Genomic DNA, 12018 nt, shown 5'->3' with positions numbered 1-12018 from the left:
GGAGCCGCCGCCCACGTCCCCGTTCTGAAGCTCGCCCGCTCTCAGGTTCGCGCCGTCACCCAGGCGAAGGTTTCCTTCCACAGCGTCGCGGGCACGTCCTGTTCCAGCGTGCCGACCAATTCGGCCAGCGTGGTCTCGCGCAGCGAGGCGCGCCAGGCCTGGTCCGCCTTCCACATCACGCGCGCCACCGCGCAGGTCTTGCCGTCGCGCGTGCCGGACTTGCGGCAGGGGTTGTTCTTGCGGATCTCGGTGCAGACGAAGGTGGACTGGTTGCCCTCGATGGCCTCGACGATCTCCAGGAAGTTGATCTCCGCCGGCGCCCGGGCCAGGCGGTAGCCGCCCTTGGGGCCGAGCGTGCCGGTAACGAGGCCGGCCTGCGACAGGCCCTGCAGGGCCTTGGACAGGTATTCCTTGGGCAGGCCGTGCAGCTCCGCGAGGTCCTTGGTCGGCAGGTACTTGCCCGCGGGCAGGCCCGCCAGGATGGCGCAGCAGTGCAGGGCCCATTCCACCTGGCTCTTGAGGACCATCTTTTATCCTTGAACGGAAACTTGTCGCTCAACAGGATACTGCGGAGCTTGATCGGTTGACGGTGAAAAGTCCGTTCATGCTTCGACAGGCTCAGCACGAACGGACTTTGGGAGGTCTCAGCTACCGTTCGGGATTCACGCCGCCTTCGCGGCCTTGCCCAGCCAGGCCTCGAAGCGCGTGGGGCCCAGGATGGGATCGGCGCCCGGGGTCAGGGACGCGTCGGTCAGCGGCGTGCCGAAATAACCCTCGGCCGGCCCGCTGACCACGGCGCGCGTGTCGCCGGTGGCCTGCATGAAGCGGCGCACGAACTGGTCCAGCGGCGCCTTCTCGGGGCCGGCCACTTCCAGCGTGGCGTTGCGCGGCGTCTCCATGGCGAGCCTGGCCAGCGCGGAGGAGACGTCGGCCGCGGCGACGGGCTGCAGCGCGGCGGAGCTGAGGTGCACGGTGTCGCCCACGGTGCCGGTGTAGGCGATGGCGCCGAGGAATTCGTAGAACTGCGTGGCACGCAGCAGGGTGTAGGGAAGGCCGCCACCCTGGATCAGTTCTTCCTGCGCCATCTTGGCGCGGAAGTAGCCGCTGGCCAGCATGCGCTCGGTGCCCACCACCGACAGGGCGACGTAGTGCTTCACGCCGGCCATCTTCGCGGCGGCCAGCAGGTTGCGGGTGGAGTCCCGGAAGAAGGCCAGCACCGCCTGGTCCTCGAAGGACGGCGAGTTGCTGACGTCCACCACCACCTGCGCTCCTTGCAGTGCGGGCGCCAGGCCTTCGCCGGTCACGGCGTTGACGCCGTTGCGCGGCGAGGCGGCGATGACTTCATGCCCCGCCTCGCGGAGCTGGCGGGCGAGCTCGGAGCCGATCAGGCCGGTGCCGCCGATGATGACGATCTTCATGATGTTCTCTCCAGCAAGAGCCCCGCGCTGCCGGGCCGTGATCCGAGGGGGCGAGGCTTCAGCCTGGCCGACAATCAAGGACAATCTTTATCCTTAAGGATAGATAATATCCTTAATTAGGCCCGAGTCAAGCCCTGCCCGTTGGACGGCCGCGGGCCGGGGTTCTAGGCTTGGAGCCGCCGGCCGGCAATCCCGCCCCTCGTCCTATCCAGGAATCCCTCATGTTGGCAAAGCTCTTTGGGCTCGGTCGTCCGGCATCCGATCCACGGGCCCTGCTGGTTGAAGCCCTGTCCGACATCGCGGGCGAGCCACTGGCGCAAAAGGCCGGCGAGTACTTCGATTTCCCGGAGCGGTTCGAGCAAGCCTGCGAGGCTGCAGGCACGGAGGCCCTGTGGGTCCTGGAGGGAAAAAAGCCCACACCGGGCGCAAAGGCCCAGGGCATCTTCCAGCAGATGCTGGAGGACAGCGGCCATGCGGGTTTCATCGATTGGGCCGACGATGCCGAAAGCATCCTCGACGCGATACAGCCATTGCTGCGGAACGCGGGGGCCGAGATGTTCAGCCCGGAGGAACGAAGCAGGTTGTTGTCGCTGGCGGCCGATGCCCGGCGAGGGAAGGCATTCGGGAAACTGGATGAGCCGCTCAGGCAGGCGGTGCGGGCGAGAGGCCTGGTGCTGAGCTACCTCGACCGGGACGCGGATGCCTACTATCCGGTCGTCGTCAGCTTGGGGACCTATGAGAAATGGAGCAGGCTCTGCTTCGACTCGAAGCGGACCATTCTCCAGGGCCCGCCGCCGTGATCGTCGTCGCCGCGCCGGGTTGCGGATGAGGCCTATTTCTTCATCAGGTTGAAGGGGCGGCTATGCCACACTCCGCGGCCATCCCAGCCTGAAGCCAGCCCGCATGTCCCGCCGCACGCCCCCGAGCGATCCTTTCCGCCGCCGCCTGCTCGCGGGCATGGCCGCCCTCACCGGCACGGCGATGCTGCCGGGTTGCGGCGACTCCTCGCCGCTGCTGCGGGACGGCGGCGAGCGGGTTCCCGGTGCGGTGCCGTCCTCCGTCACCCTGCCGGCTCCGGGGACGGGCGATGCCGCGGCGGTATTCCCCTCCTCCGTGGCCAGCGGCGATCCCACGCCGGCCGGCGCGGTGATCTGGACCCGCGTGGCGCCGGAGGCGATGAAGCCCGGGGAAGACCTGCTCTGGCAGATCGCGGAGGACGAGGCCTTCGCCCGGCCGGTGGCGGCGGGACGCATGAGCACGGCGGCGCTGACGGCGCGCAACGATCATACGATCAAGCTCGACACGCACGGCCTGCTGCAGCCCAACCGCTTCTACTGGTATCGCTTCGCCCATGCCGGCGTGTCCAGCCGGGGTGGACGGCTGCGGACGCTGCCGCGGCCGGACGAGGCCGTGGATCGCCTGCGCCTGCTGGTGACGAGCTGCCAGGACTACACCTTTGCCTTCTTCCATGCCTTCGGCGAGATGGCCGGGGTGGAAGCGGACTATCTCGTGCACCTGGGCGACTTCATCTACGAGAGTGCCATCGCGCCGCTGCGCGTCATCCGCCTGCCCTCGGGCGCGTCCTACGCCAGCACGCGGGAGGACCTGTTCACGATCTACCGCACGCACCGCAGCGATACCCATCTGCAGGCGCTGCTGGAACGCCACACCCTGCTGGCGACCTTCGACGACCACGAGTTCGCCAACGACCTGTACTTCGACGGCGAGCGCCCGCGCGGACCCGATCACCCGCTGGACGAGGACGCGGCGGCGATGAGCGCCTACGTGCGCGACGCCTTCGACGCCTGGTACCGCTACCTGCCGGTGCGGGTGGGCTACCGCCCGGAGGCGCCGTTCCCCGAGGTGATGCAGGCCTGGCGCTCCTTCCGCTTCGGCAAGCTGGCGGAGCTGGCGATGGTGGAACTGCGCACGCACCGCAGCCCGCATCCCTGCGGCGAAGCCAACCTGGGCGAGCGCCAGCTGGTGCAGGAGTCGCAGTGCGAGGCACGCCATGAAGAGGGCCGCACGATGATGGGCGCGGCACAGAAGCGGTGGATGCTGGACACGCTGCGCGGCAGCGGCGCGCAGTGGCGCCTGCTGGGCCTGCCGGTGCCCTTCTCGCCGATCCGCGCGGCGCGGACGCCGCCGATGCTCTACGAAACGGACCACTGGGACGGCTACACCGCCGAGCGCACCGAGCTGCTGCACGAGCTGGCCGGCACGCCGGACCTGGTGGTGCTGGCCGGCGACCTGCATGCCTTCGGCGCCGGCACGCTGCAGGACGGCTATCCGGACGGCCCCGCGGTGGGCGCCGAGTTCATCACCAGCTGCGCGGCGGCGACGCCGATCGCCTCGCCCATCAACCTGCCGGCGACGCTGTTCCTGCAGTCATCGACGGTGCTGGCCAACAACCCGCACCTGGCGCTGTGGGATGGCAGCCGCAACGGCTGGATCGAGCTGGAGATCACGCCGGCCGGCTGCACGGCGACGATGCGCGCGATGCTGGCGCAGCTGCCGCTGGCGAATCCGTCCAGCGAGCTGGCGAGCTTCCGCGTGGAGGCGGGCAAGCCGGGAGTGATTCGGGCCTAGCGCAGGGCCCCGGAAGCACCGCCGAACGCCAGGGTCCCCGCTCCCGGTTGCGGGAGAGGGGACAGAGCGGAGCGGCCCAGGCTTGTCGCGGCAGCGCGGATCACTCCTCGTCCGGCTCCGCCGCGCCGCAGTCCGCCGACACCCAGCGGCCTTCCTGCTCCATCTTCATCGCCATCGGAATGGTCTTGCCGCCGGCGATCAGCTTGCCGTCGAAGCTGAGCTTGGCGCGGTACTGCGTGGGGCTGCTGAAGACCATCTCCAGATGACCCTTGCCGTTCTGCGTGGCGCTGACGCAGCTGTAGTCGTAGGACTGCGCGGTGGCGGTGTTCTTCAGCGTGGTCACCGTGCAGCCCTTGTTGATCTGGCCGCGCCACTCCTCGAAGGAGTTGTCGTTGGCCTTGATGCAGTGCCGGTCGGTCTCGGTGTCGCCGTCGCTGGTGGTCTTGGTTTCCCAGAGGCCGGGCTTGGCGGGGCCCGCCAGGGCGGGCAGCGCGGCGGCGCAGAGCAGCAGGAGGGCGGCAGGGCGGATCATGGACACGGCATTCACTCCGTTGAATGGAACTCGGGCCGCGCATCTGAACATGCGGGCAGCCTGGGCCAGGGAGGATTCGGTCACAGAAGAAAGCGGCGTTCAGCCGCGGCCGGGCGCCAGCGTGACGTGGTGCGCCCTTTCCGTCGCCGCCGCCGGCGGCGCTTGCATCGGGCGGAGCCTGAAGCACCGGGAGAGCCGCAGGATGTCGCGCACGGAACTATCGTGCGGGCATGCGATCATTGAGACGACTCCACACCATTCCGTAATGCCCGATACAAGGGGTCATGGAAGACTCCGGGCAACCGGAACACGGCGCCAGGGAGGCTCCACCCGATGACATCTGTACGAGATTTCGCACGCGGCTCCCTCCTGGCCGCGGCCGCGCTGCTGTCCGCCTGCAGCCTGGAAGGCTCGGACGAGTACCGCCACCGCGAGTACGACTGGACGCAACTGGCCCAGGCGCTCGACAGCGCCGTGGGCGAGAGCGAGACGCAGCTGCGCGGCTACAGCTTCGTGCTCAACGTGGACGGGCGCCGCGAGTTCAGCCGCGCCGGCGGCGACATGACGCTGGACACCGCGATTCCCATCGCCTCCGCCGCCAAGGCGCCGGCCGCGGCCGCGCTGCTGACGCTGGAGCGCGAGGGCCGCGTGGACCTGGATGTGCCGGTGAGCCAGTACATCGGCGATGCCGTCACCTGGCCGCCGGCCAAGGCCGCCATCACGCTGCGCATGCTGCTCAACCATACCTCCGGGCTGCCGACGACCTCGCCCTGCCTGGACGAGACGAACATGCTGACGCTGCAGCAATGCGTGGCGGAGATCGCGCAGGCGCCGCTGGACTTCCTGCCGGGCACGCAGTTCGGCTACAGCGCGGCGGGATACCAGGTGGCCGGCCTGGTGGCGGAGCAGGTGACGGGGCAATCCTGGAACACGCTGTTCCGCGAGCGTGTCGCCGCGCCGCTGGGCATGGCGTCCTTCAGCTACGGCGAGATGAGCAATCCGCGCGTGGCCGGCGGCGCCGTCTCGAATGCCGCGGACTACATCCGGTTCAGCCAGGCGATCCTCGGCGGCGGCGCGCCGCTGCTGTCGAAGGCCCAGGGACAGGCCCTGCGCCAGAGCCAGGTCTCGGGCCTGCCGGTGTACTTCACGCCCGCGCTGCCGGATGCGCGCCTGGAGGGCTACAGCCTGGGCTGGTGGATTTCCGCGCCGGCCAACCACCCGGGCAGCAACGGACCCGAGACCAGCGACCCGGGCCTGCTGGGCAGCACGCCGTGGATCGACTACGGCAAGAACTACACGGCGGTGCTGCTGATCACCGGCACGCCGGAGAAGGGCCTGTCGATGTGGACGGCGGCCCGCGAGAAGGTCCTGGCGGAACTGAACCGCGAGTGAAGCCGCGGGCGGGGTTGCTCCCGTCCCGGGGTTGCCTGCTCCTGCAGGGGGAACATGGTGGCATCATGCGACCGTCATCCGCTTGCCTTAGCGTGGTCGCAGGTTCCCCATGATCCCGATCATGATCCGCAAGTTTTCCCTGCCGGCCCTGCTGCTCCTTGCCGCCTGTTCTTCCAGCGAGCCGCTGGATCCGGTGCCGGCGCCGGGCGGCACTGCCGCCGCGATGCGGCAGCACGCGCATGCCCATAACGATTACCTGCACGAACGGCCCCTGCTGGATGCGCTCGAGCGAGGCTTCGGCAGCGTGGAGGCGGACGTCTTCCGCACGCTGGCGGGCGACCTGGCGGTGGCCCACAGCCTCGCCGAGATCCGCCCCGGCCGCACGCTGCGGGCGCTGTATCTCGATCCGCTGGAGGACTACGCGGCGACCCACGGCGGCGTCATCCATGACGAGGGCCGACTGCAGCTGCTGGTGGACCTGAAGACCGCGGGGCCGGCCAGCTGGGCGGAGCTGGAACGCCAGCTCGCGGAGTACGGCGACCTGTTCACGCGGCATGACGCTGCCGGCCTGCATGCCGGCGCGGTGGACGTGGTGGTGTCGGGCAACGGCCCGCGCGCGGAGATGGAAACCGCCGCCACGCGCCGCTCCGGCTACGACGGCCGCCTGGCGGACCTGGACGATCCGGCCCCGGCCTCCTTCATGCCGCTGATCAGCGCCAACTGGGCGACGGAGTTCGGCTGGGACGGCAATGGCGACTTTCCCGAAGCCCAGCGCGCCAAGCTGGCCGATGCGGTGCGGCGGACGCATGCCGCGGGCCGCAGGCTGCGCCTCTGGGGTACGCCCGATGCGGCCGGCGAGGCTCGCGACCGCCTGTGGTGCACGCTGCTCGCCAGCGGCGTGGACTGGATCAATACCGACGACCTGGACGGACTGCACGATTTCTTCGAGCGCGCGCCCTGCCGTTGAGCGCCGCCGTGGCGGCGGCCGGCCCTGGTTGCGCAACGGCCATCGGGGCCGCAATACTGGATTCGCCGCACTGGAAGGAGAATCAGGATGGCGATCACGAATCCGCAGTCCGGCACCCGGGTCGATGAAATCGCCGACGGGATCTACCGCATCAGTACGCCGGTGAACCTGCCCGGAGGCTTCGGCTTCTCCTTCAACCAGTACCTCATCGACGACGACGAGGCGCTGCTGTTCCATACCGGCCCGCGGAAGATGTTTGCGCTGGTGCGCGAGGCGGTTGCGAGCGTGCTTCCGCTGCAGCGGCTGCGCCACATCGCGTTCTCGCACGTGGAGGCCGACGAGTGCGGCTCGCTCAACGACTGGCTGGCCGTGGCTCCGCAGTCCGCGCCGCTCTGTGGGCGCATCGCGGCGATGACCTCCGTCGCCGACCTCGCGGACCGGCCGCCCCTGGCGCTGGCCGACGGCGAGCGGCTGTCGCTGGGACGGCACGCGGTCCGCTGGTTCGACACGCCGCACCTGCCGCACGGCTGGGAGTGCGGCCTGCTGATGGAGGAGCGCACGCGGACGCTGCTCTGCGGCGACCTGTTCACGCAGGGCGGCGCGGAGCATCCGCCGCTGGTCGAGACCGATATCCTCGGGCCGAGCGAAGCCTTCCGCCAGCCGCTGGATTACTACGCCCACGCTCCGGACACGCGCCGGATGCTGGAGCGGCTGGCCGCGGCCGGGCCCGCGACGCTCGCCTGCATGCACGGCAGCGCCTGGCGCGGCGACGGCGCCGCGCTGCTGCGGGCGCTGGCGGACTCGGTCTCTCCCTGAACGGCCACGGTGCAGGGCCATGGCTGGAACGGGACCGGCCTGCGAGACCCGCAGCGGAAAATCCCGTTGAAATTCCCGGGAACTCGGGGCCGCAGCCGGCGTCCAAATCAGGCGAGGAGGAAGAAAGCAGAGAATTGAAAAGACGATTGGGAACAATCGACCCTGTCAAATCAAAGCATTCAGCCACTTCGCCGGCTGGGAATGACTTAATACATGACGCCATACGGTGCCGTCATTTCCAGCCTCTCATTCCTCGACTCCCAGGCGGTCACAAGTCGCCTGGGAGCGGTGTGGTGACCGATGCGTCCCGGCCATGCGCGCAATGAGCCGGGACAGCCGGGGTGGCAGCGCCACGCCGGAGCAGGCGCCGGGGCGGGAGGAATCCCGCCCCGGCGAAGCGGAAAAGAAGGGCGGCCCCAGGGCCGCCCTTTCGCTTTGCAGAATCCTGTTCCTGAAAAAGTCCGTTCGTGCTGAGCCTGTCGAAGCACGGGCGGCCTTTCTCCAAGGCCGGTCCATTCGTTACCGGACACCCTTCGACAGGCTCAGGGCGAACGGTAACTTCTTCAGAGCTTCCTAGTGCGCCTGCGGCGTCTGGCTGTGCTGGCCGCCCTGGCGCGAGATGCCCGCCAGCGCGCGGTTCACCGGCTTGGTGCCGACGCCGCCGCAGGCCAGGTCGGCCAAGGCGACGATGCCGACCAGGCGCTTGCTCCGGTCCAGCACCGGCAGGCGCCGCACCTGGATTTCGCCCATGTTGTCCGCGACGTGCGTGGCGAATTCGTCCTCGAAGCAGTACTTCACGTCCTGCGTCATGACCTGGCGGATCGGCGTTTCGCAGTCCAGGCCTTCGGCCACGGCGCGTACTGCAATGTCGCGATCGGTGATCATGCCGACGAGGCGGTCGTTCTCGCCCACGGGCAAGGCGCCGAGATCCAGGGCGGACATCACCTGGGCGGCCTCGCGGATGCTGCGATCGGGGGAAATCGTGCGGACGTCGCGCGTCATGTATTCGCTGATCTTCATCTGGATGTCTCCTGGGACTGAGAGGGCTTGCAGCGCGGCCTGCGGGCGGCTGCTTCCTGCCGTGCATGGCGTCCCGGACAGGCGGGCAAGCACCGTGCCCGGCCTGCGGTCGCGGGCTCAGGCCGCGCCGGCTTCGCAGCGGCCGCTGTCGCAGCCCGCGGGGCCCGGCAGGGACCCGGAGGGGCGCCGCGGCGCCGCCGCTTCGGCCACCAGCGTGGCGATCTCCGCGCCCAGCACCAGGTCATCCACCTGCCCGAAGTACTGCTGCCGCAGGCGGCCCTGGGCGTCGATCAGGATCAGCGTGGGCGTGCCGCGCATGCGGTAGGCCTGCATGGTCTGCGGGATCGGCGAATCCTGGTCCGCGCGGTCCACGCCGACCGGGAAGTCGATGCGGTACTCGTGCAGGAAGGCCTGCAGCGACACCGGCGTCATCGCCGCGTGGTGCTCGAAGACCGCATGCAGGCCGACGACCGCGACCTGGTCGCGCGGGAAAGCCTGGTGCACGCGCTGCGCCTGCGGCAGGCCGTGGGCGACGCAGCCGGGGCAGAGCATCTGGAAGGCCTCGACCACCACCACCTTGCCGCGCAGCGCGGCGAGGCTCAGCGGGACAGGCGTGTTGAACCAGGCGTCCACCTGCCATTCCGGCGCCGCTTGCGGGAAATTGTGCTGGCTCATGTGCAGCTCCGGTGGGGAGGCCGGCCGCATCGCGGCCGGCCCGGGGTCAGCGATTGACTTGGCCGGGCAGGCTCAGGTCGCCCGAGGCCAGCTTGAAGACGTCGGCCACGCAGAGCAGCGGGGCGTGGACGCTGGCGTTGACCCGCAGGCCGGCGGTGACGCCGTCGAATTTCGCGTGGCCGATCACGCCCTCGCTGTCGAAGGGCACGCGCACTTCCACGGTGTCGCCGGCAAAGGTCGGGTCCCAGCCCGGGCTGTCGATCAGGATCGGCAGGCCCGGCCAGGTCTTGGGCAGCCGCGGCTTCTGGCCCTCCGGGATGTCCACCACCGCCAGCGCGTCCTTGCCGCAGGCGGATGTGGGCTTCAGCACCACCCAGTGGCTGTGCCAGAGGTTGCCGTCGTTATCCAGCCTGCCGTCGCCGTTCTCGTCGTAGAGCGGGGTGTCGTCGAAGTCGGGGTGCGCGGTGACGGCCAGGGCCAGGATGCCGGCGCCCTTGTCGAAGCCGACCTCGAACGGATCGATCGAAGTCGGCCAGACGTAGGAGAACACCGAGCTGCCGGCGAGCTTGCCGGTGGCTGCGGGGCGGGTCTTGCCGGCCTTGCCGGAGACCGCCATGTGGAAGACCGCGACGCGGCCCTGCGCGCTGACCTTGGCGTGGACGATGTCGAAATCGGCGTTCACGGCCTTGGCCGGCTGCGCCTGGATGCCGCCGGCATGGCCCTCGTGGGCCTGGGCGCTGCCGAAGGCCAACAGCGCCGCGGCGGCGAAACTCACAACGGTGCTCTGCTTCATGACCCGACTCCTCGTCCTGTTCCGTGGCAGCCCGGCGGGGCCGTGCCGATAGGAAGTAAATTAGGAGTCCTAACTATTAAAGTCAAGGCGGGGCCGGGTCATGCCTGGATATGGGAGCGGTTGCGGAAGGCGCCGGGGCCTCAGTAGCGCGCCAGCAGGGATTCCACGTCGGCGCGGATGTACTTCAGCGACTCGCGGGAATTGAGCGCCTGCCCCGGCGTGCCGTTGACCAGCACGGCCAGGGCGATCCAGCCGCCGTCCTGCTTGCGCAGGTAGCCGCCGATGCCGAATACCGCATGCGGCTCGCTCATGGTGCCGGTCTTGAAGGCCGTGCGGGTCAGCCAGGCCTGGCTGCCCTCGCGCATGCGCGTGCCGGAAGAGTCGGCGGGCACGACCAGGCCGGCGTAGAACGCGGGGAAGCTGCGCGGGTTCAGGTACTGCGCGCGCAGCACCGCGACGAGGTCTCGCGCGGAGAGCGCGTTCTCCGGCGTCAGGCCGCTGCCGCTGTACAGCGGCGGCGCGATGACGGCGCCGTCGCCCAGGGCCTGGCGTGCGCGCACCACCAGCGCCGAGAGCTGCGTCGCCGACTGCGCCAGCGTCGGTGCCGGGCCGGGCCGCGCTTCCTGCGCGAGCTTCAGTGTCATCACGTCGGCGATGTAGTTGTTGGAGAAGCGCATCATGCGCGCGAGCTGCTCGCGCAGCGGCAGGCCCTGCACGCTGGCCAGGCGCCAGGCATTGGCGGGCAGGGCCTCCGCGCTCAGATAGATCTTGCCGTTCACGCGGACGCCCAGCTCCGCCAGCATCTGCCACAGGAGCTGGCCGGTGCCGCCGGCAGGATCGGCCATGGAGCGATAGACGCGCTGCATGCTGCCCGGGTCGAGCGTGCCGGAGATCAGCATCCGCTCTCCCTCCGGCGTGAGGCTGCGGGCGACGGCCAGCGGCGCGCTGTTGCGCGCACCTCGCTCTTCCACGCGGCCGTCCACGGGGATCGGCAGGGCCACGCCGGAGCAATGGCGGGGCTGCAGCGCGGGCGAGAAGTCCAGGCACCAGCTGCCGTAGTCCACGCCGATGCCGGACAGCGGCGCGGCATAGGAGGAATCGCTGCGCGCGATGAACTTGCAGCGATCCTCGGTCTCGCAGGCGGGGCGGCCCAGCGGCGCGGTGCCGACGACCAGGTCGCCCTGCACCTCGCGCACGCCGGCCTGTCGCAGCTGCGCGGCCAGCAGCCAGAGGTCGCGGTGCTCCAGCGTGGGGTCGGCCTGGCCCTGCAGGATCAGCGAGCCCTCGAGCCGCCCCTGGACGAGGTTGCCGCTGCCGTAGAGCTCGGTGGCGAGCGTGCGCTCCGGCTCCCAGGCTTCCAGTGCGGCGGCACCCAGCACCAGCTTGGTCAGCGAGGCGGCGTTGAGGCGCTGCTGCGGGTTGTACGCGGCCAGGCTGCGGCCGCTCTGCAGGTCGAAGGCGAGGGCCGTGACGCTGGCGCCGGTCTTCTCGAGCTGGCGCAGCGCGGGCCAATCGCCAGCGGCGGCGGTGAGGGAGACCAGGGAGAGCAGCAGCAGGATCAGGGGGCGCATGGCGATTTTTACCATGGGCCCGAGGTTTCTGACTGTAGGTTTCTGCTGGCTGACCGGGGCCGCCTGGCTCTTCGGCAGGCTCGGGACGAACGGCCTCCGCGCCGGCGAAGGCTGCTGCTGCTGCGGGTCTGCTAACGCTACCGCGGTCGCAGCGATCGCGGTAGCGTTGGCAGACCCCAGGATTCCAGAACTCGAAGTGGTTGCGGATGGCCTGCTCGATCTGGGCCTCGATGGATCACGGGCGG

12 protein-coding genes are annotated in these 12018 nt (G+C 69.8%); 5 read left to right on the top strand and 7 right to left on the bottom strand.

What is annotated here, in order from left to right; translation table 11 throughout:
• Window positions 1-41: 41 nt before the first annotated feature.
• Both C3942_RS05135 and C3942_RS05130 read right to left on the bottom strand, forming a co-directional pair.
• Window positions 42-527 carry an RrF2 family transcriptional regulator gene (locus C3942_RS05135; RefSeq protein WP_104229288.1) on the bottom strand — a complete coding sequence of 162 codons (486 nt, stop codon included), beginning with the start codon at window positions 525-527 and terminating at the stop codon, window positions 42-44.
• Window positions 528-662: 135 nt separating this feature from the next.
• Window positions 663-1418: an SDR family oxidoreductase gene (locus C3942_RS05130; protein WP_104229287.1), complete on the bottom strand. Its 756-nt coding sequence runs from the start codon at window positions 1416-1418 to the stop codon at window positions 663-665.
• A 221-nt stretch (window positions 1419-1639) separates the two neighbouring features.
• Between C3942_RS05130 and C3942_RS05125 the strand changes: the two genes are divergently transcribed.
• Together C3942_RS05125 and C3942_RS05120 are read left to right on the top strand one after the other, a co-directional pair.
• Window positions 1640-2218: a DUF6630 family protein gene (locus tag C3942_RS05125; RefSeq protein ID WP_104229286.1), complete on the top strand. Its 579-nt coding sequence runs from the start codon at window positions 1640-1642 to the stop codon at window positions 2216-2218.
• A 103-nt stretch (window positions 2219-2321) separates the two neighbouring features.
• Complete coding sequence (locus C3942_RS05120) at window positions 2322-4007, top strand: alkaline phosphatase D family protein (protein WP_104229285.1); 1686 nt, start codon at window positions 2322-2324, stop codon at window positions 4005-4007.
• 100 nt (window positions 4008-4107) lie between these two features.
• Here C3942_RS05120 and C3942_RS05115 read toward each other — a convergent pair whose 3' ends face one another.
• Window positions 4108-4539 carry a DUF3617 domain-containing protein gene (locus C3942_RS05115; RefSeq protein ID WP_243393530.1) on the bottom strand — a complete coding sequence of 144 codons (432 nt, stop codon included), beginning with the start codon at window positions 4537-4539 and terminating at the stop codon, window positions 4108-4110.
• A gap of 333 nt (window positions 4540-4872) precedes the next feature.
• Between C3942_RS05115 and C3942_RS05110 the strand changes: the two genes are divergently transcribed.
• The 3 genes from C3942_RS05110 (at window position 4873) to C3942_RS05100 (ending at window position 7714) form a co-directional block, all read left to right on the top strand.
• Window positions 4873-5931 (top strand): serine hydrolase domain-containing protein, encoded by a 1059-nt coding sequence (locus C3942_RS05110; protein ID WP_104229283.1) that lies wholly within the window; start codon window positions 4873-4875, stop codon window positions 5929-5931.
• Between the two features lie 121 nt (window positions 5932-6052).
• The gene (locus C3942_RS05105) at window positions 6053-6898 is read left to right on the top strand and encodes a phosphatidylinositol-specific phospholipase C/glycerophosphodiester phosphodiesterase family protein (RefSeq protein ID WP_104229282.1); all 846 of its coding nucleotides are present in this window, start codon (window positions 6053-6055) and stop codon (window positions 6896-6898) included.
• Window positions 6899-6985: 87 nt separating this feature from the next.
• The gene (locus C3942_RS05100) at window positions 6986-7714 is read left to right on the top strand and encodes an oxygen-binding di-iron domain-containing protein (RefSeq protein WP_104229281.1); all 729 of its coding nucleotides are present in this window, start codon (window positions 6986-6988) and stop codon (window positions 7712-7714) included.
• A gap of 573 nt (window positions 7715-8287) precedes the next feature.
• Here C3942_RS05100 and C3942_RS05095 read toward each other — a convergent pair.
• From C3942_RS05095 to dacB, 4 genes are all read right to left on the bottom strand, one after another.
• Complete coding sequence (locus tag C3942_RS05095) at window positions 8288-8734, bottom strand: CBS domain-containing protein (protein ID WP_104229280.1); 447 nt, start codon at window positions 8732-8734, stop codon at window positions 8288-8290.
• Window positions 8735-8851: 117 nt separating this feature from the next.
• The gene (locus tag C3942_RS05090; RefSeq protein ID WP_104229279.1) at window positions 8852-9409 is read right to left on the bottom strand and encodes a redoxin domain-containing protein; all 558 of its coding nucleotides are present in this window, start codon (window positions 9407-9409) and stop codon (window positions 8852-8854) included.
• Between the two features lie 46 nt (window positions 9410-9455).
• Complete coding sequence (locus C3942_RS05085) at window positions 9456-10202, bottom strand: hypothetical protein (protein ID WP_104229278.1); 747 nt, start codon at window positions 10200-10202, stop codon at window positions 9456-9458.
• Between the two features lie 140 nt (window positions 10203-10342).
• Window positions 10343-11773 (bottom strand): D-alanyl-D-alanine carboxypeptidase/D-alanyl-D-alanine endopeptidase, encoded by a 1431-nt coding sequence (gene dacB, locus C3942_RS05080; protein WP_165797325.1) that lies wholly within the window; start codon window positions 11771-11773, stop codon window positions 10343-10345.
• Between the last annotated feature and the right edge of the window lie 245 nt (window positions 11774-12018).

The organism is Solimonas fluminis (assembly GCF_002930645.1).
GTDB classification, from domain to species: Bacteria; Pseudomonadota; Gammaproteobacteria; order Nevskiales; family Nevskiaceae; genus Solimonas_A; species Solimonas_A fluminis.
This window is presented reverse-complemented; position numbering and strand designations above follow the sequence as displayed.

What these genes read in the sequence shown, in the direction of transcription:
- C3942_RS05135 (WP_104229288.1), bottom strand. Translation starts at nt 527, where the DNA reads ATGGTCCTCAAGAGCCAGGTGGAATGGGCCCTGCACTGCTGCGCCATC.
- C3942_RS05130 (WP_104229287.1), bottom strand. Translation starts at nt 1,418, where the DNA reads ATGAAGATCGTCATCATCGGCGGCACCGGCCTGATCGGCTCCGAGCTC.
- C3942_RS05125 (WP_104229286.1), top strand. Translation starts at nt 1,640, where the DNA reads ATGTTGGCAAAGCTCTTTGGGCTCGGTCGTCCGGCATCCGATCCACGG.
- C3942_RS05120 (WP_104229285.1), top strand. Translation starts at nt 2,322, where the DNA reads ATGTCCCGCCGCACGCCCCCGAGCGATCCTTTCCGCCGCCGCCTGCTC.
- C3942_RS05115 (WP_243393530.1), bottom strand. Translation starts at nt 4,539, where the DNA reads ATGATCCGCCCTGCCGCCCTCCTGCTGCTCTGCGCCGCCGCGCTGCCC.
- C3942_RS05110 (WP_104229283.1), top strand. Translation starts at nt 4,873, where the DNA reads ATGACATCTGTACGAGATTTCGCACGCGGCTCCCTCCTGGCCGCGGCC.
- C3942_RS05105 (WP_104229282.1), top strand. Translation starts at nt 6,053, where the DNA reads ATGATCCGCAAGTTTTCCCTGCCGGCCCTGCTGCTCCTTGCCGCCTGT.
- C3942_RS05100 (WP_104229281.1), top strand. Translation starts at nt 6,986, where the DNA reads ATGGCGATCACGAATCCGCAGTCCGGCACCCGGGTCGATGAAATCGCC.
- C3942_RS05095 (WP_104229280.1), bottom strand. Translation starts at nt 8,734, where the DNA reads ATGAAGATCAGCGAATACATGACGCGCGACGTCCGCACGATTTCCCCC.
- C3942_RS05090 (WP_104229279.1), bottom strand. Translation starts at nt 9,409, where the DNA reads ATGAGCCAGCACAATTTCCCGCAAGCGGCGCCGGAATGGCAGGTGGAC.
- C3942_RS05085 (WP_104229278.1), bottom strand. Translation starts at nt 10,202, where the DNA reads ATGAAGCAGAGCACCGTTGTGAGTTTCGCCGCCGCGGCGCTGTTGGCC.
- dacB (WP_165797325.1), bottom strand. Translation starts at nt 11,773, where the DNA reads ATGCGCCCCCTGATCCTGCTGCTGCTCTCCCTGGTCTCCCTCACCGCC.